We start from the raw sequence: 24,163 nt of genomic DNA on the forward strand, positions 1-24,163 counted from the left end.
CCCGCTCCCAACCGCTGATGAGTATCGGCGAGGTGCTGGCCCAGTTGCGGGTGGAGTTTCCGGACACCACGATTTCGAAGCTGCGTTTCCTCGAGGCCGAGGGCCTGGTGGAGCCGCAGCGCACACCGGCGGGTTACCGGAAGTACAGCTGGGACGACGTGGCCCGGCTGCGGTTCGTGCTGACGGCGCAGCGGGATCAGTACCTGCCCCTGCGGGTGATCCGTGAGCAGTTGGCCGAGTGGGACTCCTCGCCGGACGGTGCGGGCCGGCCGCGGCCGACGTTGGTCGCGGTGGGTCCGGGCGGTGAGGTTCCCGGCCGGGCGCCGGCGGAGCCGGATCCGGTCGAGTCGACGTCGGCGCGGATGAGCCGTACGGACCTGGTGGCCCGTAGCGGGATCGAGGAGTCCACCCTCGGCGAGCTGGAACGGCTCGGCGTGGTGGTGTCGAGTCCGCCGGGCTGGTACGACGGGGACGCCCTGGTCATCGCGCGGGCGGTGGCGGGGCTGGCGGCGTACGGGCTGGAGCCCCGGCATCTGCGGGCCTTCCGGACGGCGGCGGACCGGGAGGCGGGCCTGTTCGCGCAGCTGTTGTTGCCGTTGGCGCGGCAGAGCGACCCGGCGGCGCGGGCCCGGGCGGCGGAGACCGCCCGGGAGTTGGTGGCGTTGTCGCAGCAGTTGCACGCGGCGTTGGTCCGGGTGGGGCTGCGGTCGACGTTGGGTCGCTGAGACGGCGGTGGAGATCTGCTCCAGGGAGCGTGCCGTAGGCTTCCTGGGGTAATCCCTCCCCGGCGTGGGGTGCGGCGGGCGTGGTGCGCGCGGGCCGGGGAGTTCCGGGGTCCGTGTACCGTGCAGGCAAGGGCGCGGTGCGGCGTAGGTGACAACGACACGGAGGCGGCGGTGCGCGAGCTGAGCGTGGTCGGAGTTCGGGTGGAGCTGCCCACCAATCAGCCGATCGTCCTGCTCAGGGAGGTTGAGGGGGACCGCTATCTGCCGATCTGGATCGGCGCGGTCGAGGCGACGGCGATCGCCTACGAGCAGCAGGGTGTGAAGACGGCCCGCCCGTTGACCCACGACCTGCTGCGGGACGTGCTGTCGGCGCTGAAGGCGCCGTTGCGGGCGGTGGAGATCACCGAGTTGAAGGAGAACGTCTTCTACGCCGATCTGCTCATCGGTGACGGGCTGCGGGTGTCGGCGCGCCCGAGCGACTCGATCGCGTTGGCGTTGCGGGTCGGTGCGCCGATTCGTTGTGCCGAGCAGGTCCTCAGCGAGGCGGGGATCGTGATCCCCGACGAGCAGGAGGACGAGGTGGAGAAGTTCCGGGAGTTCCTGGAGCAGGTCCGTCCGGAGGACTTCGCCGGCTGAGCCGGCCGCTCCGCGCTCCGTTCCGGTGCCCACGGAGTTCACCTGTCGTCACGGTGCGTGATATGTGGGTGATCGTTCGGCGTGTCGCGTCGGCGCCTGCCCGGCAACTCCGGAACCCGGCTATATGGTTGCCGTGTCGAGGGGTACACGTCCCGGAAACGACGTGTCACCGCAGAGGCGGGGAGGTGGTCGGGATGCACGGGCCGCGAGACTCAGATCCGGGTACGGCGCCGCAGGGCCTCGGCGAGGTGTCGCCATCGCTGGCGACGGAGGGTGACGACTCGGTGGGCTACCGGGGTGTGACCGCCTGCGCGGCGGTGGGCATCAGCTACCGGCAGTTGGACTACTGGGCCCGCACGACGCTGGTGGTGCCGAGTGTGCGGGACGCCTCGGGTTCGGGGACCCAGCGGCTGTACTCCTTTCGCGACCTGGTGGTGTTGAAGGTCGTGAAGCGTCTGCTGGACGCGGGGGTGTCCCTGCAGAACATCCGTAAGGCGATCGAGGCGTTACGGTCGCGTGGGGTCGGTGACCTGGCGGGTATCACGTTGATCTCCGACGGCACGACGGTCTACGAGTGCCGTTCCCCGGAGGAGGTGGTCGACCTGTTGCAGGGCGGCCAGGGGGTGTTCGGTATCGCCATCGGCGGCGCCTTCAAGGAGATCCAGGGTTCCCTGTCGCACCTGCCGGCGGAGCCGGCCGTGCCGGGGACCGAGGAGCCGGCGGAACCGGCGGCCGGTGACGAGCTGGCGGCGCGGCGGGCCCGCCGTCGGGCGGGCTGAAGGGCCGGGAGCGGCACGACCGTCCGTGACGGTCGGGAGACGGGAAGCCGACAGGGCGGGCGCGGGTCGTCCGGGCGGACACGCTATGGTCCGTCACACGGTCAGCCGGTGGGATCCGAACGGGTCATGCCAGCTGGCCGCCCGTTGACCCGCGCTGTCCTTCGCGCGGTTCCCCTCCCTTTTGGAAGGATTGACCGTGACGGTTACCGAGCAGTCCATTCCCTCACACTACGACCGCATCGGCGGGGCGGCAGCCGTCAAGGCAGCCGTCGATGTGTTCTACGGTCGGGTGCTCGACGATCCGGAACTGGTCGGCTACTTCGCCGACATCGACATGGTGGGACAGCGCCGGCACCTGGCATTGATGCTGACCGTGGTGCTGGGCGGCCCGAACGAGTACGCCGGCCGAGGGCTGGCCGAGGCGCACCAGCCGCTGGCCATCCCCCCGGCGCACTACGAGCTCGTCGGCGCTCACCTGCTGGCCACGTTGACGCAGTTGGGTGTGCCGGTGGACGTGCAGGACCACGTGCGTGCGGTGTTGGTTCAGGTACGCGACCAGGTGGTGGCCAGCGGCCGTCCGGACGCCTGAGCGTGGACGTCGCACGGCTCAAGACCAGCTGGAACCTGGTCGCCGCGCACGGCGACCAGGTTCCGCTCTACTTCTACTCGGCGTTGTTCCTGTCCCACCCCGAGACCCGGCAGATGTTCCCGACGAACATGGCCGGCCAGCGGGACCGGCTGGTCACCGCGTTGGGCCACATCGTGTCCAACGTGGACCAGGTGGACCGGTTGACCGGGTTCCTGCGGGACCTGGGCGCGGACCACCGGAAGTTCGCGGTCCGTCCGGAGCACTATCCGGCGGTGGGGGAGGCGCTGCTGACCACCCTGCGGCACTTCCTCGGTGACCAGTGGACCGAGGAACTGGCCCGGGACTGGGCGGGCGCGTACGGCCTGGTGTCGCAGGTGATGATCGAGGCGGCGCAGGCGGCGGAGCAGGTCCACCCGCCGTGGTGGGTGGCGGAGATCGTCGGCCACGAGCGGCGCACCTTCGACGTGGCGGTGCTGACGTTGCGTCCGCAGTACCTGCTGCCGTTCACGCCGGGCCAGTCGATCGGGGTGTCGCATCCGGCGGTGCGGGCCTGGCGGTACTACTCCCCGGCGAACGCGCCCCGCCCGGACGGCACCATCGAGCTGCACGTGCGGGCCGCTCCGGGTGGCGCGGTGAGTTCCCGGCTGGTGTACGGGTGCGCGGTGGGTGACCACATCCACCTGGCCGCCCCGGTGGGGGACGCCCTGACGTTGCGGGCGGCGGGTGGGGCCGACCTGCTGCTGTTGGCCTCCGGTACCGGCTGGGCGCCGGTCAAGGCCCTGGTGGAGCAGGTCGCCGCGGAGGGTTCCCACCGACGGGTGGGCCTGTACGTGGGGGCGCGGTCGCGGCCGGAGTTCTACGACACCGACACGGTCGACTCGCTCGCCGCCGCGTACCCGTGGTTGACGGTGACGCCCGTGGTGGGATTGGACCCGCGTCGGCCGGGGGAGCCGACGTATCCGGTGGACCGGGCGCTGGCCGACGGTGACTGGCGGTCCCGGCACGTGTACGTGTGTGGTTCGGACGAGATGGTGGGGCGTGCGGTGCAGACGCTGTCGCGGGCCGGCTACCACGCCGGTCAGGTGCACCACGAGGGGCTGGGCCGACACTGGTACGGCCCGGCGTGGCGCACGGCGGTGGAGTCGCCGCCCCAGGACGATTCCGGAGGTGCCCGGTGAACGCGACCCCGATCGGCCGGTACGAGGGGGTGCCGGTGCCCGCGAGCGGGCCACAGGTGCGGTTGACGGCGGACCGGGTACGGCGGTGGGAGTTCACGACCGCGTCGTTCACCCGCCGCGGCTACGACCACCAGGACGTGGACCGGTTCCGGGTGCAGGTCGCCGACGAGTTGGACCTGCTGGCCGCGCAGCTCGCGCACCTGCGCGCGGAGAACGAGCGGCTCACCGACCGGGTGGAGCTGCACCGGCACGGGGTGATCCCGAGCGCCGGTCCGGCGACACCGGCGGCGAAGGAGGTGAACCTGCTCTCCGCCGCGCAGCGCGAGGCGGAGCAGATCATCGCCCAGGCGCACGACTATGCCCGGCGGGTCGCCGAGTACGCGCGCATGCAGTACGACAGCTACGTGCAGGCCGCCGCGGAGGAGGCCCGGCAGGAGGCGGAGCGGGCGGTGCAGGACTACCGTCGCGCGGCCGGGTCGGAGTTCGACGACTCGGTGGCCACCCGGGAGGCACTGCGCATCTACGGCGAGATGATGATCTCCCACATGCAGGCGGCGGCCCGTCAGCTCGATGACGGCAGCACCCAACTGGCCCGGACGATGGACCGGCTGGTCGGGGCGGCCGGCGCCGGGCCGGCGGTGTCCGCCGCGGCTGCGGCCCCGGCGTTGCCGCGCCAGCAGCCGCCCTCCGCGCCGCAGCGGTGACGCGCGGGGGCCGGTCCACCACGCGGACCGGCCCCCGACGGCTCGCCGCCGGCGGGGCGGCTGAGGCAGCATGGACGGGTGACGGAGCGGGTCGAGGCGGTGGCGCGGCGGGTCGCCGCTGGTGGTGTGGTGGTGCTCAGCGGCGCGGGGCTGTCCACCGAGTCGGGTATTCCCGACTACCGGGGTCCCAGCGGGGTGGCGCGCCGGCACACCCCGATGACGTACCAGACGTTCACCGGTGACGCCGCCGCGCGGCGGCGCTACTGGGCGCGCAGCCACCTGGGGTGGCGGCTGATGGCGCGGGCCGCGCCGAACGACGGGCACCGGGCGGTGGCCCGGTTGCAGCACGCGGGTCTGGTGGACGCGGTGATCACCCAGAACGTCGACGGCCTGCACACCACGGCGGGCAGCCCCCGGGTGGTGGAGCTGCACGGCCGGCTCGACGAGGTGGTCTGCCTGGACTGCGGGAACCTCACCTCGCGGGAGGAACTGGACCGGCGGCTGCGGGAGGCGAATCCGGGGTTCACGGCGGCGGTCACGGCGGTCAACCCGGACGGTGACGTGGAGCTGCCCGACGCGGCGGTGGCCGCGTTCCGGGTGGTGGACTGCGGTTTCTGCCGGGGCGGCATGCTCAAGCCCGACGTGGTGTTCTTCGGCGAGACGGTGCCCGCGCCCCGGGTGGCCCGCTGCTTCGACCTGGTGGAACGGGCCCGGCTGCTGCTGGTGCTCGGGTCGTCGTTGACGGTGATGTCGGGCCGCCGGTTCGTGCTGCGGGCGGCGAAACGGGACGTTCCGGTCGTGATCGTCAACCAGGGGCCCACCCGGGGCGACGGGTACGCCGCGCTGACCGTCGACGCGCCGCTGGGGCGGTTCCTGCCCGCCCTGGCCGACCGGCTGGTGGCCGCGCCGCTCGACGTGCTGTCCTGAGCTGCCGGGGTGGGGTACGCCACCGCCGGGAAACACCGACGCTGGTAGCGTGGAACGTGCCGTACCACCCACGGGGGAGAGACCGCGCGGGGCAGGTGCCCCCGGGCGGCGCCGAAGGGGCAACCCCTCCCCGGAACCTCTCAGGCAAAAGGACCTCGTGGGCAGGCACTGTGGAGCGCTGTGCGGGCGCGACAGAGGGGGAGGCCGATCCGTCGACCTGGCCCCCGGGGAGCACAGCGCATGACCGTAGAGCAGTTCGCCGCCCGTCACATCGGTCCCGATGCGGACAGTGAGCGCCGGATGTTGAAAACGGTGGGATACGGCTCCGTCGAGGAGTTGATGGACGCGGCGATCCCCGAGGTGATCCGCTGGCACGGCACCCTGGACCTGCCGCCGGCGGCCAGCGAGCGGGAGGCGATCGCCGAGCTGCGGGCCCTCGCCGCCCGCAACACCGTCGCGGTGTCGATGATCGGGCTGGGCTACCACGGCACGCACACCCCGGCGGTGATCCGCCGCAACGTGCTGGAGAACCCGGCCTGGTACACCGCCTACACCCCGTACCAGCCGGAGATCAGCCAGGGCCGTCTCGAGGCGCTGCTGAACTTCCAGACCATGGTGACCGACCTGACCGGCCTGGCCACCGCGAACGCCTCGATGCTCGACGAGGGCACCGCCGCGGCGGAGGCGATGACCCTGGCCCGCCGCGCCACGAAGACGAAGAGCAACGTGTACGTGGTCGACGCGGACACCCTGCCGCAGACCGTCGCGGTGATCGCCGGCCGGGCCGAGCCGCTCGGCATCGAGGTGCGGGTCGTCGACGTCGACGCCGAGCCGCTGCCGGCGGAGTTCTTCGGCCTGCACCTGCAGTATCCGGGCGCGTCCGGCACGGTGCGGGACCACGCCCCGCTGGTGGCGGCGGCGCACGCGGCCGGCGCGCTGGTGACGGTCGCGGCGGACCTGCTGGCGTTGACGCTGCTGCGCGCGCCGGGTGAGATCGGCGCGGACATCGCCGCCGGCACCACCCAACGGTTCGGGGTGCCGATGGGTTTCGGCGGCCCGCACGCCGGCTACCTGGCGGTCCGCGCGGGCCTGGAGCGGATGCTGCCGGGTCGCCTCGTCGGGGTGTCCCGGGACGCCGCCGGGAACCCGGCGTACCGGCTGGCGTTGCAGACCCGTGAGCAGCACATCCGCCGGGAGAAGGCGACCAGCAACATCTGCACCGCGCAGGTGCTGCTGGCGGTGATGGCCGGCATGTACGCCGTCTACCACGGTCCGGACGGGCTGCGGCAGATCGCCACGCGCACTCACGACATGGCGGCGCGGCTGGCGGCCGGGCTGCGTGCCGGTGGGGTGACCGTCGCGGACGTGCCGTTCTTCGACACGGTGTGCGCGCACGTGCCGGGCCGGGCCGTCGAGGTCGTGGACGCGGCGGCCGCGCGGGGCGTGAACCTGCGGCTGGTCGACGCCGACCGGGTGGGGATCTCCTGCGACGAGACGACCACCGTCGGGCACCTGGAGACGGTGTGGGCGGCGTTCGGGGTGGCGCCGTTCTCCGGCGACGTGGACGCGGCGCTGCCGTCCGCGCTGGCCCGTACCGGCGCCGTCCTCAGCCACCCGGTGTTCCACCGGCACCACTCGGAGACGGCGATGCTGCGGTACCTGCGTCGCCTCGCCGACTTCGACTACGCCCTGGACCGGGGCATGATCCCGCTGGGGTCGTGCACGATGAAGCTGAACGCCACCACCGAGATGGAGCCGGTGAGCTGGCCGGAGTTCGCCCACCTGCACCCGTTCGCGCCGGCGGCGCAGACCGCCGGGTACCGCGACCTGGTCGCCCAGTTGGAGGGATGGCTGGCGGAGGTGACCGGCTACGACGCGGTGAGCGTGCAGCCCAACGCCGGTTCGCAGGGGGAACTGGCGGGGCTGCTGGCGATCCGCTCGTACCACCGCAGCCGTGGTGAGGGACACCGGGACGTGTGCCTGATCCCGTCGTCGGCGCACGGCACGAACGCGGCGAGCGCGGTGATGGCCGGGATGCGCGTGGTGGTGGTCGGTTGTGACGTCGACGGCAACGTGGACCTGGTCGACCTCGACGCGAAGGTCGACAAGCACCGGGACGTCCTCGCGGCGATCATGGTGACGTACCCGTCGACGCACGGGGTGTACGAGACCGGCATCGCGCAGCTGTGCGCGAGGGTCCACGACGCCGGGGGCCAGGTGTACGTCGACGGGGCGAACCTCAACGCCCTGGTCGGGTACGCCAAGCCGGGCCGGTTCGGGGCGGACGTGTCGCACCTGAACCTGCACAAGACGTTCTGCATCCCGCACGGCGGGGGCGGCCCGGGGGTGGGTCCGGTGGCGGTGCGGTCGCACCTGGCGCCGTTCCTGCCGGGGGATCCGGTCGGCGGGCACGACGTGGACCGGCCGGCGGTGTCGGCGGCCCGGTACGGGTCGGCGGGGATCCTGCCGATCCCGTGGGCGTACCTGCGGATGATGGGCGCGGAGGGGCTGACCCGGGCGACCGGCGTGGCGGTCCTCGCGGCGAACTACGTGGCGGCGCGGCTGCGCGCCCACTACCCGGTGCTGTACGCCGGCAACGAGGGCCTGGTGGCGCACGAGTGCATCCTGGACCTGCGGCCGTTGACGAAGACGACCGGGGTGAGCGTGGACGACGTGGCCAAGCGGCTGGTCGACTACGGGTTCCACGCGCCGACGATGTCGTTCCCGGTGGCGGGGACGCTGATGGTGGAGCCCACCGAGAGCGAGGACCTGGCCGAGTTGGACCGGTTCTGTGACGCGATGATCGCGATCCGGGCGGAGATCGACCGGGTGGGGTCGGGGGAGTGGCCGGCGGGGGACAACCCGCTGTCGAACGCCCCGCACACCGCGGCGATGGTGTCGGCCGACGAGTGGCCGCACCCGTACCCGCGGTCGGTGGGCGCCTACCCGGCCGGGGTGGACCGGATGGGCCGGTACTGGCCGCCGGTGCGGCGCATCGACGGCGCGTACGGTGACCGGAACCTGGTGTGCTCGTGTCCGGCGCCGGAGGCGTTCGCCGAGTGAGTCGGGTCGCGCCGGGGCGGCACCGCCGCCCCGGCCGGCGTGGCGCGTGGTCCGGGGTTTAGCCTGGACCTGCGCGGACGCCGCCGGGCAGATCGACGGGTGTCGTCGTCAGGCGGCGAGCGCGTGGCGGGCGGGCCCGCGGTGCGGGGCGATGGTACGGCCGTCGGGGAGCAGTTCGCCGGTGTCCTCGAAGACGATCACCCCGTTGCAGAGCAGGCTCCAGCCCTGCTCGGGGAAGCAGGCGAGAATCCGGGCGGCCTCCCGGTCGGTCGCCTCAGCGGAGGGGCAGGTGGGTTGGTGCTGACACATCGGGTTCTCCGGACTGTGGGGGCACTGTGTCATGGTTCACATGACCAGTGACGCACAGTACCAAGCGGAAGCGCACGACATCGAGCAGCTACCCGTCGGCCGCCCCGGAAATCCGCTGAACGGATGATCCCCCATGGCCCGGACGTCGTGGAAACGCTCCCACGGCGGTGGAACACCCCACCAGCCGCCCCACCAGCCTGCCGACACACCCTCACCGAACACGCCCGCCTCGAATGGCGCACCACCGACGGCGGCGACCCCGCCACCACCATCCAGGACTTCCTCACCACCCACGGGCTACCCGTCACCGACCTCACCCGACCCGCCCACCACGACCCCACCGGCATCTGCGGCGCCTCCCTCTACGTCTCCGCCGCCGCCGGCGCCCTCATCACCGGCGCCCCACCCGGCCCACCCACCCCCGCCCCCGCCCTACCCGACATCGCCGTCGTCATCCACACCCACACCGACCACCCCACCCCACCGGCACCACCCACCACCGCACCCTGGTGGCTCGGCCCCTGGCAGCCCAGCTGGACCCCCGACCAACACGCCACCGCCGTCGACACCGTCCGCGCCGCCATCGCCCGCGGCGACGTCTACCAGGTCAACCTCGTCGGCCACGCCGCCGCCCCCTACACCGGCGACCCCCTCCCCGCCCTCGCCCGCCTCGGCACCCTCCCCGGCGCCCGCTACGGCGGCACCCTCCACGGCCACGGCTGGGCCCTCGGCTGCGCCTCCCCGGAAACCCTCGTCGAAGTCACCGCCGGCCGCATCCACACCCGCCCCATCAAAGGCACCCGCCCCGCCACCACCCAGGGCCACCGCGAACTGCTCGACTCCGCCAAGGAACGCGCCGAACACGTCATGATCGTCGACCTGGAACGCAACGACCTCGCCCGCATCGCCCGCACCGGCAGCGTCCAGGTCGACGAGCTGTTCACCGTCCGCCGCTGGTGCGACCTGTGGCAGGCCGAATCCACCATCTCCGCCACCGCCGCCGACGGCCTCGGCCTCGCCGACCTGCTCCGCGCCGTCTGCCCCGGCGGCTCCGTCACCGGCGCCCCCAAACACGCCGCCCTCACCCACATCGCCACCACCGAACCCGTCGGCCGGGGCGCCAGCATGGGCGCACTCGGCTGGGTCGGCCCCGGCCACCTCGACCTCGGCCTCACCATCCGCACCGCCGCCGCCGACCCCCACCGACTGCACCTGTGGGCCGGGGGAGGGATCACCTGGGACAGCGACCCGCAGGCCGAAGTCGCCGAAGCCGCCGCCAAGGCCGCCCCCCTGCGCGCCGCCCTCGCCCACCCCTGACCCCGGCCCGACAACTCAGCCGGTCTCCCACCCCCACCCCACCGGTAGGGTGAACCCCGATGACCACCGAGTACCCCGGCACCGGCGACCCCGCCCGCAGCCTCGCCCTGCTCTGGCGCACCCGCGACCGCCCCACCCGACGCGGCCGACCCGACCTCACCGTCGACCGCATCGTCCGCGCCGCCATCGACCTCGCCGACACCGACGGACTCCCCGCCCTCTCCATGCGCCGCGTCGCCGAACACCTCGGCGTCGGCACCATGAGCCTCTACACCCACATCCCCGGCAAGGGCGAACTCCTCGACGTCATGGTCGACACCGTCTACGGCGAACCCACCGACCCACCGCACCCACCCGACAGCCACTGGCGCACCCGCCTGGCCCACATCGCCCACACCAACTGGAACCGCTACCTACGCCACCCCTGGCTGCTCCACGTCGCCACCACCCGCCCCCCACTCGGCCCCCACGCCATCGCGAAATACGACACCGAACTCCGCGCCGTCGAGGGCATCGGCCTCACCGACCTCGAAATGGACGCCGTCGTCACCCTCGTCAACGGCTACGTCCACGGCGCCGTACGCGGCGCCGTCGAAGCCACCCAGGCCCCCGGACACACCGGCATGACCGACGAACAATGGTGGTACGCCCACGCCCCCTACCTGGAAAGAGCCCTCGACCCGCGCCGCTACCCGACCGCCGCCCGCGTCGGCACCACCGCCGGCGAAGAATACGGCGGCACCACCGACCCCACCCGCGCCTTCACCTTCGGCCTCGACCGCATCCTCGACGGCATCGCCGTCCTCGTCGCCAACCGACCGGACACCACACCCGCCGCAGCCGGACGCTAACCTTCCGCCATGACCATGCGCCCCATCCGCATCATCGGCGACCCCGTCCTGCGCACCCCCTGCGAACCCGTCACCACCTTCGACGCCGACCTACGCGCCCTGGTCACCGACCTGATGGACACCCTCCTCGGCGAACCCGGCCGCGCCGGCGTCGCCGCCCCCCAGATCGGCGTCAGCGCCCAGGTGTTCGTCTACGACGCCGACGGCCACCGCGGCCACCTCGTCAACCCCACCCTCGACCTGTCCACCGAACTCCAGGACGACGACGAAGGCTGCCTCTCCATCCCCGGCCACTACTTCCCGACCCCCCGCGCCCTCCACGCCACCGCCCACGGCTTCGACCAACACGGCCAACCACTCACCATCACCGGCAGCGGCTTCCTCGCCCGCGCCCTCCAACACGAAACCGACCACCTCGCCGGCACCCTCTACGTCGACACCCTCCGCGGCGACACCCGCCGCCGCGCCCTCCGCGAGATCCGCGCCGGCCGCTACGACTCACCCCGCCGCCGCTGACCCCACGCCACGCGCCAACACCCGCGCTGCCGCGACACCCCCGTCGTGCTCGACCCGACCGGCGGGGCCGCGACACCCGCCCCGGCGCCGGGCCCGCAGACCCAGCCGGGCTACCGGCGCCGACTACCGCGGCCCTCCCGCTCCGCGCTCCGGGACCGCGCCTGGGCCACCAGCCGCGTCACCTCATCCGCAGAGGCCGGACCCGGATTGACCACACTCACCCAGCCCTGCACCGCATAGACCGGATGCGGCATCAACCGATCCGCCTCCGCGAAGTCGAGACCGTCGCGGTGCACGTCGAACTCCTCCGGACCGTAGCCGAACAGGTTCCGGAACTCGGCGCGCCCCACCTCGATGTTGAGCCGGTACCGCCCACGCTCGGACAGACGAGACCGCTCGTCGAAGCCCGGCACGTCATGCAGGACGATCGTGGCGAACGGCCGCACCCGATCCACGCCCGCGAAGAAGAACCGGTCGCCCCAGGTGTAGGAAGGCATCTCCGAGCCCGGCGGGATCCGGGTCTCGGTCACCCCGTGAAGGCCGAAGATCCGAGCCGCGTCGGCCGCACCAGGCTCCGAGCCGACGTGCAGGATCGCGTCGCAGGTCTCCACCGTGCCCACGTCCAACGGAAAATACCCGAGCAGGTCCACCACGCGCTCCCGCAGATCCCCACCCACCGGCGGCGGAAAGATCCCCGTCTCCGGACCGAGCCGCTCCTCGAAGGTGCCGGGCTCCGGCTGCCCCAGACCGACCGGCCCGCTCGCCCCGAGACTGCCGGCCACGTACACGTACCGGTCCCCGAGCAACGGCGACACGATCGAACCGGCACCGTTCCACTGCGCTGCCAGATCCTGACCATCCCAACGGGTGGCCCACCGACTCGGATGCCGTTGCAGATGGGCGTTGTTGCCGGAAACGAGAACAGGCCCCCGCTCCCGCTCCACGGCAAGGATGTCCAGCAGATTCTGCGCCATCAACGCGTCACGCACCGCGAGCAGGCGGCCGATCCGCCACGACTGAGAGCCCGGCTCCGCCATCGCGGCATGGTAGGCCAACAGGCCGACAGCGGTACCCGCGAGCACCCTGGCCCGGTTCCAGGCCTCCGCCGAGGTGTCCCTGACCAGCCGGGGCGCATCGGCGTACAGAAGCGTACGCAGATCCTCGGCGAGGCCACGCAACGCCGCAGCCTCCGATGACCGACCGGGCGACCGAGCCGCATCGAACATGATCTCCGGAGCGGTCCAGCGACCCTCGTCACCGACCAGACGGTCCAGGTCAGGCGCCGGCACGCCGAGGTAATCGCGCAACTCCCGCAGGAGAGGCCCAGGGCTGGGAGCACCCGTGATCTCCGTCGGAGCATCGAAACCGTGAAAGGCGATACGTTCCCCGGCCGGCACCTTCTCGTTGTACGCCCGCAGCCATTCGATCAGTTCGCGGGTGGCGGGATGGGCACCCCAGCCATGACTGATGCCCGTCGACAGATCCACCTCGTCCCGTCGACCCTGCACATAGTCGTCGACAGCGAGACCGGCCGCCCGGTCCGACTCGATCGCGATCGACCGGAAGCCGAACCCGGCGAGTCTCTCGAGGATCCGATTGCGCAGATGCGGAAACGCCGGCTCCCCGTGGTAGGGCTCGCCGATCGCGAGCAGATGCGGCCGGCGCACGGCGATACGGGACAACAACTCGGAGTCGAAAGCCATGACCTCAACCGTATCGTTGAACCAGCGGTTGAAACTTTGCCCGAACCGACCCGGAGCTCAACCCAATGAAGTCTAAAAACCGGACGTACCGACCCGTGGATCTGGCCCGGACCCACGGGCTCTCCGCCCAGGCAGTCCGCAACTACGAGCAGGCCGGAGTGATCCCATCGGCCGCCCGCACACCGAGCGGCTACCGGACCTACACCGACGACCATGCCGGCGCGCTCGACGCCTACGTCGCACTCGTCACGGGATACGGCCACCGCACAGCCGGCGACATCATGAGATCAGTTCTCCGCGACGACCTACCGACAGCCCTGGCCCTGCTCGACACCGCCCACGTCCAGCTGCACCGCGACCGGGAAACCCTCGACCGCGTCGCCTCGACCGCTGTCCTGCTCGCAACCCCCACACCGACCACGCCCGGACCGGACCGGCCCATCCCGGTCGGTGTCCTCGCCCACCGGCTCGGCGTCACCCCAGCCACCCTGCGCAAATGGGAACGCGCCGGCATCCTGACCCCGGCCCGGTCCCGGACCGCGCGAATCTACTCACCCGAAGACGTACGCGACGCCGAACTCGCCCATCTGCTGCGCCGCGGCGGTCACCCACTCGACCGCATCGCAGCCGTCATCGAGCAGGTCCACGCCGCCGGTGGACCCGGCCCCCTGGCAGCCTCGATCGACCAGTGGCGGCAGCGAATCACAGCCCGCAGCCGCGCGATGCTCACCGGATCCGCCCGCCTCGCGGACTACCTCTCCTTCCGCGACACCACGCCCCACCCACCTCAACCGGCCAACCACTGGTCGTAACCCAACTTCGCCAGCAACGCCAACACCACCACCAGCAACACCACCCGCACGAACCCCGCCCCACGCCGCAACGCCATCCGCGCACCCACCACCGCACCCGCCACGTTGCACACCGCCATGGCCAACCCCAGCCACCACCACACATGCCCGGCCAGCCCGAACACCACCAGCGCACCCAGATTCGTACCAGCATTGACGATCTTCGCCATCGCCGAACCGTGCAGGAAATCCGCCCCCACCAGCAACGTGAACGCCACCACCAGAAACGTCCCCGTACCCGGCCCGATCAACCCGTCGTACAACGCGATCCCACCACCGGCCACCACCACCGCGACCACCACCCGCCCCCGGGTCCGCCGCTCCGGCAACGCCACCACCCCCAACCGGGGCCGCACCGCCACGAACACCGCCACCGCCACCAACACCACCAACACCACCGGCCGGTACGCCTCCGCCGGCACCACCCCCGCCAACGCCGCACCCACCCCGGCGCACCCCACCGCCAACCCCGCCGCCGGCCCCGCCACCCGCCAATCGATCCTCGTATGCCGCGCATACGTCACCGCCGCCGTCGACGTCCCCGCGATCGCCGCCAACTTGTTCGTCCCCAACGCCGTCGCCACCGGCAACCCCGGCGCCGCCACCAACAACGCCGGCAACAACAACAACCCACCCCCACCCACCACGGCATCCACCCAACCCGCCAGGGCCGCCGCAGTCAGCAGGGTCGTCAACGACAGAGCATCCACGGGCCGCCATTCTTCCCAGCGCCACCCACCCCACGAGACCCCCTGTGGGCAGCCTCACCGGCCACGACGACGACGCACCCACAACCCCACGACACCAACCACCACGAACACCAACACCGAACACACCAGCGCTCTCACCACCCGGCAACCCTCCCATCACCACGTATCGTGCATAACGTGCGCCTGGCCACCTTCAACCTGCTGCACGGCCGATCCCCGGCCGACGGACTCGTCGACCCCGACCGCCTCACCGCCGCCGTCACCAGCCTCGACGCCGACATCCTCGCCCTCCAGGAAGTCGACCGCGACCAGACCCGCAGCGGAAACCTCGACCTCACCGCCATCGCCGCCCGCGCCCTCGACGCCCCCGAACACCGATTCGCCGCCGCCGTCGTCGGCACCCCCGGCGAACGATTCCGCCCCCTCACCCACGACGACGACGGCCACGGCGAACCCTGCTACGGCATCGGACTCATCACCCGCTACCCCGTCCGCACCTGGCAGATCACCCGACTACGACCCGCACCCGTACGATCCCCCGTCTACGTACCCGGCCCCGGCGGCGGACTACTCCTCCTCCACGACGAACCACGAGTCCTCCTCGCCGCCGTCCTCGACACCCCACACGGCCCCCTCACCGCCGCCGCCACCCACCTCTCCTTCGTCCCCGGCTGGAACGCCCACCAACTCCGCCAGGTCGTCCGCGCACTCCGCACCCTCCCCGCACCACGCGTCCTCCTCGGCGACCTGAACCTCCCCACCACCGCCACCCGAATCGTCTCCGGCTGGCGCCCCCTCGGCCGCCGACCCACCTACCCCGCCACCCGCCCCCGCGTCCAACTCGACCACATCCTCGTCGACCGGCACGACGCCCACCGGCTCCCACCCGTCACCGCCGTCACCACCCCCGCCTCCACCATCTCCGACCACCGCCCCCTCGTCGTCGACCTCGGCTGACCACCACGACACACCCCGCCCGTCACCCCGCCGACACCAGACCCACCAACACCCGATGCGTACGGTTCGACCGCACCGCCGCCCGCTGCTGACCCGCCGTCACCTCGATGTACGTCTGCGACGACGCCAACGACGCATGCCCCAGCAGCCGCATGATCTCCGCCGCACTCGCCCCGTCCTCGGCCAACCGCGTCGCGAACGTGTGCCGCAACGCGTGCAACCGCGCACCCCGCGGCACCCGGTCCGTGATCCCCGCCCGCCGGTAACAGGAATCCACCAGGTACTGCAGACCACCCCGCCGCAACGGCTCACCCCGCCGATCCACCAGCAACGCCGAGTCCGGCCGCACCGAACGCGTACCGAACCGCCGCACCCGACTCTCCCGGTACGCCACCAGCACCCCGTCCAACTCCGGCTCGACCGGCACCACCCGCGGACGACCACCCTTGCCCGCCACGTCCAGCCGGCGCTCACCCGCACGACCCGCCACCGACCCGACCCGCAACGCCAACAGCTCCGACAACCGCAGGCCGGTGCAGAGCGCCAACGCCACCACCGCCAGATCGCGTTCCGGCCACGGATCGTGCTGGCGTCCCACCGCCCGGGCCACCGCGTCGAGCAGCTGCTCCGGGGTGTCCTCGCCGCGCAGCGGCTTGGGCTGGGGGAGTGGGGCACGGGGACGGTCGACCGCCGGCATCGGATTGCCCGCCACCACACCCTCGGCGACCAGGAACGTGAAGAAGTTGTTCCAGGTGGACCAGGCCCGGTGCACCGACGCCGCCGCCCGGGGAGCGGCGAACGCGGCGAAGGCCGCCCGCAGCGACCGGGGGGAGAGGGCGGTGACCGGCAGGGTGTCGGGCGACAGGGGAGGGGTGGCCTGCTCGGCGGCCAGGCGGGCGACGCCCAGCAGGTCCCGCCGGTACGCCTGGAGGGTGTGTGGTGAGGGCTTCCGGGTGGCCCGGGCGGTCAGGAACTCCTCGATCAACACCCTGACACTTCCGTCCACTTTGTCATGCATAAGGGTAATTATGCATGATTTTCAGGTTGGCGCCATGAACGGGGGGAGCGGAGCCGGCTCGCGCACCACGTCCGTCCGGCCGGCGCCGGTGACGGGATGAACCGGGCACGGGGCAGGGAGCCCCGCAGCCCTGACGGGAAGGTCGGCCGGCGGGGGCGCCGAAGCGGTAGGACGGCGGCCGGCCCAGGGCGTGGGCGGTGATCCGTCGACTGGCCGGTCCGGTTGCCGGGTGACCGCACCGACGGGGCAGTTCCACAGTGTCCGTGGCGCGTCGTGTCCGCACCGGGCGCCACGACGTCGGCGACGGTGAGCGGCGATGCGGGCGGGAACGGTTGCGCTCGTGGTCACCTCGGCGCGATGGGCGGTCGACCGGGCTGTCGGAGCCCCGCTCGGGTGGGTCCACGCCCGGGTGGTTCCGATTCGATAATGTACATTATGTCAAGTTGAACGGTTCGGGCCCTCCTCCGCTCCGCTGCCGGCGGTGGGTCAGAGGCCGCCGGAGACGCGCAGGACCGTACCGGTGGTGTAGGAGGCTTCCGGGCCGAGCAGCCAGGCGATAGCGGCGGCGACCTCGTCGGGTTCGCCGGCCCGGCCGAGTGGGATCCGCTCCGCCGCGCGCTCCGGCCGGTCGGGCACGCCGGAGAGGGCGTGGATCTCGGTACGGACGATGCCGGGCGCGACGGCGTTGACCCGGATGCCGCGTGGGGCGAGTTCCTTGGCCAGGCCGACGGTGAGGGTGTCGGTGGCGGCCTTGCTGGCGGCGTAGTGGATGTACTCCCCCGGGCTGCCGAGGGTCGCGGCGACCGAGGAGACGTTGACGATGGCGGATCCGGCGGTCATCCGGCGGGCGGCCTGTTGGGCGCAGAGGAGGTAGCCGACGATGTTGACGTCGACGACGTCACGGATGTCGTCGACGGCGAGGTCGACGAAGGGGCCGATCGGGCTGGTGACACCGGCGTTGTTGACCAGGCCGGTGATCGGGCCGAGGGCGTCGGCGGCGGTGTCGAACAGGTGGGTGACCTGGTCGGGTTCGCGGGTGTCGGTGGGTACGGCGATGGCGCGGCGGCCGGTGGCGCGCACGTCGGCCAGGACGGCGGTGGCGGCGGCGTGGTCGCGGCGGTAGCACAGGGCGATGTCGTGGCCGGCGTGGGCGAGGCGGCGGGCGGTGGCGGCGCCGATGCCGCGTCCGCCGCCGGTGATGAGGGTGACCGGTGTCGTCACGGTGCCCCTCTCCCCCGCCGTGGTGCTGTCGGCCGAGGTTACCGTGGCGCGCGTCCGTCGGTCGTGGTCGGTGGTGCCCCGGCGGGGCTGGTGTCGGTGGCGGCTGGTATCAAAGGCAGGAAATTCCGACAGTTGTCCGAAAAGAGGGTGGTTGGTGATGGGGGCGGCGGGCCAGGGGTTGTCCACTGACGAGGTGCAGGGCATCCGCGAGGCGTTGGCGGCGGGTCGTAAGCCGAAGGTGGTGTTCACGGCTGCGGCGGGGCAGATCGCCGGGCAGGTGGGTCAGGTGGTGGAGCTGACCGATCCGGCGGTGTCGGACGAGTTCGTGGTGGTGCGGTTCGGGCGGGACGAGTTGCCGTTCTCCCCCGCTGACGTGGCGGTGGCGCCGCGTGGTGCGGGGCGGCGGGTGGTGGAACCGAAGCCGGAGGCGGAGGTCGTCGTGGAGCCGGTGGTGGCGGAGCCGGAGTTCGTGTTGGAGCGTGCGCCGGTGCCGGAGCAGTCGCGTGGTGACGGGTCGCGGGATGAGCGGCGGGAGGAGCCGAAGGTGGATGTGGTGGAGGCGAAGCCGGCGAAGCGGGCGGTGAAGGTGGCGAAGCCGAAGGCGCCGGCGGGGTTGACGGTGACGTTGCAGTACGCGGAGGGCGAGTGGACGGTGGCGGCGCAGCAGGGCAGCAAGTCGTTGGCGAAGCCGTACGTGGTGAAGCCGGCGGAGGCGTTGCGGATGGTGGCGTTGGTGGACGTGCCGGGTGTGCAGGAGGCGGTGGAGCAGATCCTGGGGGCGGAGCGGGCTGAGGCGGAGCAGCAGGCGGAGCGGTTGCGGGCGGAGTTGGCGGAGATCGAGGCGCGGTTGGCGGAGTTGCGCGAGGCGGGGTGAGGTGTGGTGGTCGGGGGCGCCGGTGGGTGTCGCTGATCGTGGTGGGTGTGGCGTGGCGTGGGGTTGCCGGGGGCGGCTCCGCGCCGCGTGTCGTTTCCGGCCCCCGGGTGGGATGCCCGGGGGCCGGTTGGGTGGTGGGGGTCAGTGGGTGGGGATGTGGGTGACGCCGATGCGTTTGCGGAAGACCCAGTAGGTCCAGCCCTGGTAGGCCAGGACGACGGGGGTGAAGACGGCGGCGACCCAGGTCATGATCTCGAGGGTGTAGGGGGTGCTGGCGGCGTTGGTGGCGGTGAGGGTGCCGGCGGGGTCGCCGGTGGAGGGCAGGACGTTGGGGAAGAGGGCGGTGAAGAGGGTGGCGACGGTGAGGGCGATGGCGGTGGCGGTGCCGGTGAAGGCCCAGCCTTCGCGGCGGTGGTGGGCGGCGGTGAGGCCGGCGAGCAGGGCGGCGGTGGCGGTGGTGGCGAGGATGACGGCGGTGGTGTTGCCGCGGATGGTGAGGGTCCAGGTGAGGAAGGTGGTGGTGAGGGCGGCGGCGAGGGTGCCGAGGCGGGTGGCGAGGGTGCGGGCGCGGTGGCGGATGTCGCCGGTGGTCTTGAGGGCGGTGAAGACGGCGCCGTGGGTGAGGAAGAGGGCGGTGGTGGTGAGGCCGCCGAGGAGGGCGTAGGGGTTGAGGAGGTCGAGGAGGCCGCCGGTGTACTCGTGGTCGGCGTCCAGGGGGACGCCGCGGAGGATGTTGGCGAAGGCGACGCCCCAGAGGAGGGCGGGGATGAGGCTGCCGAGGGTGATGGCGGTGTCCCAGCGGCGTTTCCAGGTGGCTTCGGGGCGTTTGTGGCGGTATTCGAAGGCGACGCCGCGGACGATGAGGGCGAGGAGGATGAGCAGCAGGGGTAGGTAGAAGCCGGAGAAGAGGGTGGCGTACCACTCGGGGAAGGCGGCGAACATGGCGCCGCCGGCGGTGATGAGCCAGACCTCGTTGCCGTCCCAGACGGGTCCGATGGTGTTGATCATGACGCGGCGTTCGCGGTCGTCGCGGGCGAGGACGGGTAGGAGTGCGCCGACGCCGAAGTCGAAGCCTTCGAGGATGAAGTAGCCGGTGAAGAGGACGGCGATGAGGACGAACCAGACGGTGGTGAGGTCCACGGCGGGGCTCCGGGGTCAGTAGGCGAAGGCGAGGGGGCGGTCGGTGTCGTCGGTGTCGTCGTCGGTTGTGGGGGGCTCGGTGTCGGGGAGTCCGTTTCTGGCGTAGCGGATGAGGAGGCGGACCTCGATGACGGCGAGGGTGGCGTAGACGATGGTGAAGGCGGTGAAGCTGGTGAGGACCTCGGTGAGGCTGACGCTGCGGGAGACGCCGTCGCGGGTGAGCATTTCGCCGAAGACGATCCAGGGTTGCCGGCCCATCTCGGTGAAGATCCAGCCGAAGCTGTTGGCGGCGAGTGGGAGCAGGGGCATGGCGAGGCCGGCGCGGAGGAGCCATTTTCCGGTGGGGGTGCGGCCCTTGCGGTGGGCCCAGAGGACCCAGAGGGCGATGGCGGCGGCGGCGAGTCCGAAGCCGATCATCATGCGGAAGCTCCAGTAGGTGACCGGGATGATCGGGGTGTAGCTGCCGGGGCCGTACTGGGCGGTGTATTGGGCCTGGAGGTCGTTGATGCCCTGGACGGTGCCGTGGGGGTCGCCGGTGCCGAGGAAGCTGAGCAGGTAGGGGATCTTGAGGGCGAAGATCTCGCGGCTGCCGTCGAGGCTGCCGACGGTGAGGATGCTGAAGGCGGCGGGGCTCTCGGTGGTGTAGAGGCCTTCGGCGGCGGCCATTTTCATGGGCTGCACGTCGGTCATGATCTTGCCTTGGATGTCGCCGGTGATGAGGACGCCGGCGGTGGCGGCGAGGGTGACGAGCGCGCCGAAGCGGGCGGCGAAGCGGTAGGTGGGGGTGTCGGCGTGCTCGGGGTGGCGGATGAGGTGCCAGAGGGCGACGGCGACGATGAGGCTGCCGGCGACGAGGAAGCAGCCGGCGATGGTGTGCGGGAAGGTGATGAGGGCGACCTTGTTGGTGAGGACGGCGAGGAAGTCGGTGAGTTCGGCGCGTCCGGTGTCGGGGTTGATGTGGTATCCGACGGGGTTCTGCATCCAGGAGTTGGCGGCGAGGATGAAGTAGGCGCTGAAGGTGGAGCCGATGGCGGCGGCCCAGATGGTGGCGAGGTGGATGCGTTTGGGGAGGCGGTCCCAGCCGAAGATCCAGAGTCCGAGGAAGGTGGATTCGAGGAAGAAGGCGACGAGGGCTTCGATGGCCAGGGGGGCGCCGAAGATGTCGCCGACGAAGCGGGAGTAGTCGCTCCAGTTCATGCCGAACTGGAATTCCTGGACGATGCCGGTGACGATGCCCATGGCGAAGTTGATGAGGAAGAGCTTGCCGTAGAACTTGGTGAGTTTGAGGTAGCGCTGGTCGCCGGTGCGGTGCCACATGGTCTGGAGGACGGCGACGAGGACGGACAGGCCGATGGTGAGTGGTACGAAGAGAAAGTGGTAGACGGTGGTGACACCGAACTGCCAGCGGGCGACGTCCAACGCGTCCACCAGGAACCCCCCAGGTCGTACTACGAGACGTAGTAAATACTACCGGGCGTCGTAGAGTTGTCGGCAGGGTCGGACGGCCCGAACCGTCCCGGGACCGATGACCCTGCTCACCCCGGCCGGTCGCCCCCGCCGCCGTCCCGCGCCGCCGCCCGGCGGTCGGCCGCTGGCGCGTCCGTGCGACCATCGGTCGCTGATGGAGACACCCCACTCCCCCTGGCGGGCGCCGTCGCTGTGGCGCGCCGCGCAACTGGCCGCCCGCCTGGCGGTCGGCGCCCTGGCCCGTTTCGAGGTCAGCGGCGACGTACCCGACCGGCTGCGGGCCGGTCCGTTGATCCTGGCCGCCAACCACATCAGCCCGTTCGACCCGATCGTGCTGGCCGCCGCTTGCCGGACCCGGGCGGTGTCCCCCCGGTTCATGGCCACCGGCGGGTTGTTCCGGGCACCCGTCCTGGGCGCGGCGATGCGCCACGCCGGGCACATCCGCGTCGACCGGGGCACCGCGGCGGTGGGCCGGGCGCTGCACGACGCCGCCGAGGCGGTCGCCGCCGGGTCGGTGATCCTGGTCTACCCGGAGGGTCGCATCGGCCTGGACCCCGGCATGTGGCCCGAGCGCGGCAAGACCGGCACCGCCCGGCTGGCCTTCGCCAGTGGCGCGCCGGTGGTGCCGGTCGCCCAGTGGGGTTCCCACGAGGTGCTGCCCTACCGGGCGCCGAAGGGCATGGTGGGCGCGGTGTGGCGGGCGCTGTGGCGGCGGCCGGTGATCCGGGTGCACTTCGGTCCGCCGGTCGACCTGGCCGACGTGGACCCGGCGGCGCCGGGTGCGGCGCGGCGGGCCACCGACCGGATCATCGACGCGGTCACCGACGCGCTGGTGCCGTTGCGTCCGGACGAACCCGACCGGCCCCGGCACGTCGATCCCGGTCGGCCGGCCGACACGAGCCGGCTGCACCGGCGACGTCCGGCGCGTCCCTGAACCGGGGACTACCGCACCGGTAGCCGGGTTGACCTGCCCCGCTCCGCTACGATCATGACCGGGCGGCCGCCCGTCGCCCCGGTCGCGTCCCGCCCTGGGCCGACGGTGAGCGGTTCCGGCTGCCGGCCGTACCCGGCGGCGGATCCGGTCCGCGCCGAACCGTGGAGGCACCCATGGCCGCTTCGACCGAGCCGACCCGCTTTCCCGCCCTGGCGCCGGCGACGGTGGTGCCGCTGCTGGCCGTGGTCACCCTGGCCGCGGTCTGGGGCCGCAGCCTGCCGCCGGCGCTGGAAGTCGTCGTCGTGGTGTTGCTGGCCGGCGCGGTCCTGGCCGCCGTGCACCACGCGGAGGTCGTCGCGCACCGGGTCGGGGAGCCGTTCGGGTCGTTGATCCTCGCCGTCGCGGTGACCGTGATCGAGGTCGGACTGATCATCACGTTGGTGGTCTCCGGTGGCCCGGACACCGCCACGCTGGCCCGGGACACCGTCTTCGCCGCCGTCATGATCACCTGCAACGGGATCGTCGGGCTGTCGTTGCTGCTGGCGGCGGTGCGTCGCCGGGTGGTGGTGTTCAACCCGGAGGGCACCGGCGCGGCCCTGGCGACGGTGCTGACCCTGGCGACCCTGAGCCTGGTCCTGCCCACGTTCACCATCGGCAGCCCGGGGTCGGCGTTCACCGGACCGCAGTTGGCGTTCGCGGCGGTGTCGTCGCTGTTCCTGTACGCGACCTTCGTCTTCGTGCAGAACGTGCGGCACCGCGACTACTTCCTCCCGCCGCCGCGTGAGGTCCGCGCGCCGGCGCGCCAGGGCGACGACGGCACCGCCGTGGGCGACGACGAACACGCCCCGGTGCCGCCCATGAACACCGCCCTGGTCAGTTTCGCGCTGCTGATCGTCGCGCTGGTCGCCGTGGTGGGGCTGGCGAAGGTCGAGTCGCCGACCATCGAGGCGGTGGTGGCCGACGCGGGGCTGCCCCGACCGGTCGTGGGCGTGGTCATCGCCCTGCTCGTGCTGCTGCCGGAGACCCTCGCCGCGGCCCGCAACGCCCGCCGGGACCGTACCCAGATCAGCCTCAACCTGGCCCTCGGGTCGGCGATGGCCAGCATCGGACTGACCATCCCGGCGATCGCGATCGCCTCGCTCTGGCTCGACGGGCCGCTGGTGCTGGGGCTCGGGGCCACCCAGATCGTGCTGCTCGGCCTGACCGCCGTGGTGGGGATCCTGACCGTGATGCCCGGCCGGGCGACGCTGTTGCAGGCCTGGGTGCACCTGTCGCTGTGCGCGAGCTACCTGTTCCTCGCCACGAACCCGTGACCCCGGGCGCCGTGCACCCCGGCCGTGCTCAGCCGGGGTGGACCACCTTCAGCAGCTCGGTGACGGCGGCGGTGATCGGCGCGACCGGCGCGGCCAGCACCGCGAGGCGCTCCAGCAGGCCCCGGACCCGGGCCGGGTCGGCGTCCGGGACAGTGAGCACGTCACGGACGGCGACGGCGGTGGGTCGCGCCGGCTCCGGCACCTCGTCGCGGTGGGTGTCGAGGGCCTCGACCAGCCGCCGCACCAACGTGTCCACGTCGGCCGACGAGGTGGACAGGCGGCCACCGACGGCGTACGCCCCGGGGCCCACCGCCTGGTTGCCGACCTGGCTGACGCCGCCGGACTGCTGGATGCCGTAGTTGACCGACTCGGGCATGGGTT

The 24,163-nt window shown here is 72.2% G+C and carries 24 protein-coding genes and 1 riboswitch; of the genes, 16 read left to right on the forward strand and 8 right to left on the reverse strand.

Features of this window, described 5'->3' with window-relative positions:
* Positions 1-17: 17 nt before the first annotated feature.
* From AB0F58_RS27260 to gcvP, 8 genes are all read left to right on the forward strand, one after another.
* On the forward strand, positions 18-725 hold the full coding sequence (locus AB0F58_RS27260; protein ID WP_357148897.1) for a MerR family transcriptional regulator: 708 nt from the start codon (positions 18-20) through the stop codon (positions 723-725).
* Positions 726-896: 171 nt separating this feature from the next.
* Complete coding sequence (locus tag AB0F58_RS27265; RefSeq protein WP_357148749.1) at positions 897-1,361, forward strand: bifunctional nuclease family protein; 465 nt, start codon at positions 897-899, stop codon at positions 1,359-1,361.
* 194 nt (positions 1,362-1,555) lie between these two features.
* On the forward strand, positions 1,556-2,140 hold the full coding sequence (locus tag AB0F58_RS27270; RefSeq protein WP_357148752.1) for a MerR family transcriptional regulator: 585 nt from the start codon (positions 1,556-1,558) through the stop codon (positions 2,138-2,140).
* A gap of 196 nt (positions 2,141-2,336) precedes the next feature.
* On the forward strand, positions 2,337-2,729 hold the full coding sequence (locus tag AB0F58_RS27275; RefSeq protein WP_357148753.1) for a group 1 truncated hemoglobin: 393 nt from the start codon (positions 2,337-2,339) through the stop codon (positions 2,727-2,729).
* A gap of 2 nt (positions 2,730-2,731) precedes the next feature.
* The gene (locus AB0F58_RS27280; RefSeq protein ID WP_357148757.1) at positions 2,732-3,907 is read left to right on the forward strand and encodes a globin domain-containing protein; all 1,176 of its coding nucleotides are present in this window, start codon (positions 2,732-2,734) and stop codon (positions 3,905-3,907) included.
* On the forward strand, positions 3,904-4,611 hold the full coding sequence (locus AB0F58_RS27285) for a DivIVA domain-containing protein (RefSeq protein ID WP_357148760.1): 708 nt from the start codon (positions 3,904-3,906) through the stop codon (positions 4,609-4,611). Before AB0F58_RS27280 ends, AB0F58_RS27285 begins: the two co-directional genes overlap by 4 nt.
* 78 nt (positions 4,612-4,689) lie before the next feature.
* Positions 4,690-5,538 (forward strand): NAD-dependent protein deacetylase, encoded by an 849-nt coding sequence (locus tag AB0F58_RS27290; RefSeq protein WP_357148762.1) that lies wholly within the window; start codon positions 4,690-4,692, stop codon positions 5,536-5,538.
* Between the two features lie 63 nt (positions 5,539-5,601).
* Positions 5,602-5,704: riboswitch (glycine riboswitch) on the forward strand.
* Positions 5,705-5,778: 74 nt separating this feature from the next.
* A complete protein-coding gene (gcvP, locus tag AB0F58_RS27295) occupies positions 5,779-8,601 on the forward strand; it encodes an aminomethyl-transferring glycine dehydrogenase (RefSeq protein ID WP_357148765.1) in 2,823 nt (940 codons plus the stop codon).
* Positions 8,602-8,709: 108 nt separating this feature from the next.
* Here gcvP and AB0F58_RS27300 read toward each other — a convergent pair whose 3' ends face one another.
* Entirely contained in the window at positions 8,710-8,910 is a 201-nt protein-coding gene (locus AB0F58_RS27300) for a DUF5999 family protein (RefSeq protein WP_088983917.1), read from the reverse strand.
* A 123-nt stretch (positions 8,911-9,033) separates the two neighbouring features.
* Here AB0F58_RS27300 and AB0F58_RS27305 point away from each other — a divergent pair, with 123 nt between their 5' ends.
* The 3 genes from AB0F58_RS27305 to def are packed head-to-tail and all read left to right on the forward strand — an operon-like array spanning position 9,034 to position 11,594.
* Entirely contained in the window at positions 9,034-10,227 is a 1,194-nt protein-coding gene (locus AB0F58_RS27305; RefSeq protein ID WP_357148769.1) for a chorismate-binding protein, read from the forward strand.
* Positions 10,228-10,286: 59 nt separating this feature from the next.
* Positions 10,287-11,078, forward strand: coding sequence for a TetR/AcrR family transcriptional regulator (locus tag AB0F58_RS27310; protein ID WP_357148772.1), 792 nt, complete (start codon positions 10,287-10,289; stop codon positions 11,076-11,078).
* 9 nt (positions 11,079-11,087) lie between these two features.
* A complete protein-coding gene (gene def, locus AB0F58_RS27315) occupies positions 11,088-11,594 on the forward strand; it encodes a peptide deformylase (RefSeq protein ID WP_357148775.1) in 507 nt (168 codons plus the stop codon).
* A gap of 110 nt (positions 11,595-11,704) precedes the next feature.
* On the opposite strand, the gene AB0F58_RS27320 is transcribed toward def, so the two are convergent.
* Positions 11,705-13,297 (reverse strand): DUF6194 family protein, encoded by a 1,593-nt coding sequence (locus tag AB0F58_RS27320; protein ID WP_357148777.1) that lies wholly within the window; start codon positions 13,295-13,297, stop codon positions 11,705-11,707.
* A 65-nt stretch (positions 13,298-13,362) separates the two neighbouring features.
* On the opposite strand from AB0F58_RS27320, the gene AB0F58_RS27325 reads away from it, so the two are divergent.
* Positions 13,363-14,109 (forward strand): MerR family transcriptional regulator, encoded by a 747-nt coding sequence (locus tag AB0F58_RS27325; protein WP_357148780.1) that lies wholly within the window; start codon positions 13,363-13,365, stop codon positions 14,107-14,109.
* Here AB0F58_RS27325 and AB0F58_RS27330 read toward each other — a convergent pair.
* Complete coding sequence (locus AB0F58_RS27330; protein WP_357148783.1) at positions 14,085-14,843, reverse strand: TSUP family transporter; 759 nt, start codon at positions 14,841-14,843, stop codon at positions 14,085-14,087. The two genes, AB0F58_RS27325 and AB0F58_RS27330, sit on opposite strands and share 25 nt — an antisense overlap.
* 192 nt (positions 14,844-15,035) lie before the next feature.
* Here AB0F58_RS27330 and AB0F58_RS27335 point away from each other — a divergent pair, with 192 nt between their 5' ends.
* Positions 15,036-15,815, forward strand: a complete 780-nt coding sequence (locus tag AB0F58_RS27335; RefSeq protein ID WP_357148786.1) for an endonuclease/exonuclease/phosphatase family protein — start codon at positions 15,036-15,038, stop codon at positions 15,813-15,815.
* A 22-nt stretch (positions 15,816-15,837) separates the two neighbouring features.
* Here AB0F58_RS27335 and AB0F58_RS27340 read toward each other — a convergent pair whose 3' ends face one another.
* Both AB0F58_RS27340 and AB0F58_RS27345 read right to left on the reverse strand, forming a co-directional pair.
* Positions 15,838-16,833: a tyrosine-type recombinase/integrase gene (locus AB0F58_RS27340; protein ID WP_357148789.1), complete on the reverse strand. Its 996-nt coding sequence runs from the start codon at positions 16,831-16,833 to the stop codon at positions 15,838-15,840.
* 486 nt (positions 16,834-17,319) lie between these two features.
* Positions 17,320-18,054, reverse strand: a complete 735-nt coding sequence (locus tag AB0F58_RS27345; RefSeq protein ID WP_357148791.1) for an SDR family oxidoreductase — start codon at positions 18,052-18,054, stop codon at positions 17,320-17,322.
* A gap of 157 nt (positions 18,055-18,211) precedes the next feature.
* On the opposite strand from AB0F58_RS27345, the gene AB0F58_RS27350 reads away from it, so the two are divergent.
* The gene (locus AB0F58_RS27350; RefSeq protein ID WP_357148794.1) at positions 18,212-18,928 is read left to right on the forward strand and encodes a hypothetical protein; all 717 of its coding nucleotides are present in this window, start codon (positions 18,212-18,214) and stop codon (positions 18,926-18,928) included.
* 141 nt (positions 18,929-19,069) lie between these two features.
* Here the strand turns inward: AB0F58_RS27350 and cydB are convergent, their stop codons facing one another.
* Both cydB and AB0F58_RS27360 read right to left on the reverse strand, forming a co-directional pair.
* A complete protein-coding gene (gene cydB, locus AB0F58_RS27355) occupies positions 19,070-20,068 on the reverse strand; it encodes a cytochrome d ubiquinol oxidase subunit II (protein ID WP_357148797.1) in 999 nt (332 codons plus the stop codon).
* 15 nt (positions 20,069-20,083) lie between these two features.
* The gene (locus tag AB0F58_RS27360) at positions 20,084-21,496 is read right to left on the reverse strand and encodes a cytochrome ubiquinol oxidase subunit I (RefSeq protein WP_357148800.1); all 1,413 of its coding nucleotides are present in this window, start codon (positions 21,494-21,496) and stop codon (positions 20,084-20,086) included.
* A 193-nt stretch (positions 21,497-21,689) separates the two neighbouring features.
* Between AB0F58_RS27360 and AB0F58_RS27365 the strand changes: the two genes are divergently transcribed.
* Both AB0F58_RS27365 and AB0F58_RS27370 read left to right on the forward strand, forming a co-directional pair.
* Positions 21,690-22,469: a lysophospholipid acyltransferase family protein gene (locus AB0F58_RS27365; protein ID WP_357148803.1), complete on the forward strand. Its 780-nt coding sequence runs from the start codon at positions 21,690-21,692 to the stop codon at positions 22,467-22,469.
* Positions 22,470-22,642: 173 nt separating this feature from the next.
* A complete protein-coding gene (locus AB0F58_RS27370; protein ID WP_357148806.1) occupies positions 22,643-23,782 on the forward strand; it encodes an ionic transporter y4hA in 1,140 nt (379 codons plus the stop codon).
* Between the two features lie 28 nt (positions 23,783-23,810).
* Here AB0F58_RS27370 and AB0F58_RS27375 read toward each other — a convergent pair whose 3' ends face one another.
* Positions 23,811-24,158 (reverse strand): hypothetical protein, encoded by a 348-nt coding sequence (locus AB0F58_RS27375; protein WP_357148809.1) that lies wholly within the window; start codon positions 24,156-24,158, stop codon positions 23,811-23,813.
* Positions 24,159-24,163 lie beyond the last annotated feature (5 nt).

The sequence above is a fragment of the Micromonospora sp. NPDC023956 genome (genome assembly GCF_040639195.1).
In the GTDB taxonomy this organism is placed as follows: domain Bacteria; phylum Actinomycetota; class Actinomycetes; order Mycobacteriales; family Micromonosporaceae; genus Micromonospora.

Excerpts from the sequence above, each read along its gene's own strand:
- AB0F58_RS27300 (WP_088983917.1), bottom strand. The coding sequence starts at position 8,910 with ATGTGTCAGCACCAACCCACCTGCCCCTCCGCTGAGGCGACCGACCGG.
- AB0F58_RS27375 (WP_357148809.1), bottom strand. The coding sequence starts at position 24,158 with ATGCCCGAGTCGGTCAACTACGGCATCCAGCAGTCCGGCGGCGTCAGC.
- AB0F58_RS27310 (WP_357148772.1), top strand. The coding sequence starts at position 10,287 with ATGACCACCGAGTACCCCGGCACCGGCGACCCCGCCCGCAGCCTCGCC.
- gcvP (WP_357148765.1), top strand. The coding sequence starts at position 5,779 with ATGACCGTAGAGCAGTTCGCCGCCCGTCACATCGGTCCCGATGCGGAC.
- AB0F58_RS27325 (WP_357148780.1), top strand. The coding sequence starts at position 13,363 with ATGAAGTCTAAAAACCGGACGTACCGACCCGTGGATCTGGCCCGGACC.
- AB0F58_RS27260 (WP_357148897.1), top strand. The coding sequence starts at position 18 with ATGAGTATCGGCGAGGTGCTGGCCCAGTTGCGGGTGGAGTTTCCGGAC.
- AB0F58_RS27350 (WP_357148794.1), top strand. The coding sequence starts at position 18,212 with ATGGGGGCGGCGGGCCAGGGGTTGTCCACTGACGAGGTGCAGGGCATC.
- AB0F58_RS27305 (WP_357148769.1), top strand. The coding sequence starts at position 9,034 with ATGATCCCCCATGGCCCGGACGTCGTGGAAACGCTCCCACGGCGGTGG.
- AB0F58_RS27340 (WP_357148789.1), bottom strand. The coding sequence starts at position 16,833 with ATGCATGACAAAGTGGACGGAAGTGTCAGGGTGTTGATCGAGGAGTTC.
- AB0F58_RS27320 (WP_357148777.1), bottom strand. The coding sequence starts at position 13,297 with ATGGCTTTCGACTCCGAGTTGTTGTCCCGTATCGCCGTGCGCCGGCCG.
- def (WP_357148775.1), top strand. The coding sequence starts at position 11,088 with ATGACCATGCGCCCCATCCGCATCATCGGCGACCCCGTCCTGCGCACC.
- AB0F58_RS27270 (WP_357148752.1), top strand. The coding sequence starts at position 1,556 with ATGCACGGGCCGCGAGACTCAGATCCGGGTACGGCGCCGCAGGGCCTC.
- AB0F58_RS27365 (WP_357148803.1), top strand. The coding sequence starts at position 21,690 with ATGGAGACACCCCACTCCCCCTGGCGGGCGCCGTCGCTGTGGCGCGCC.
- AB0F58_RS27370 (WP_357148806.1), top strand. The coding sequence starts at position 22,643 with ATGGCCGCTTCGACCGAGCCGACCCGCTTTCCCGCCCTGGCGCCGGCG.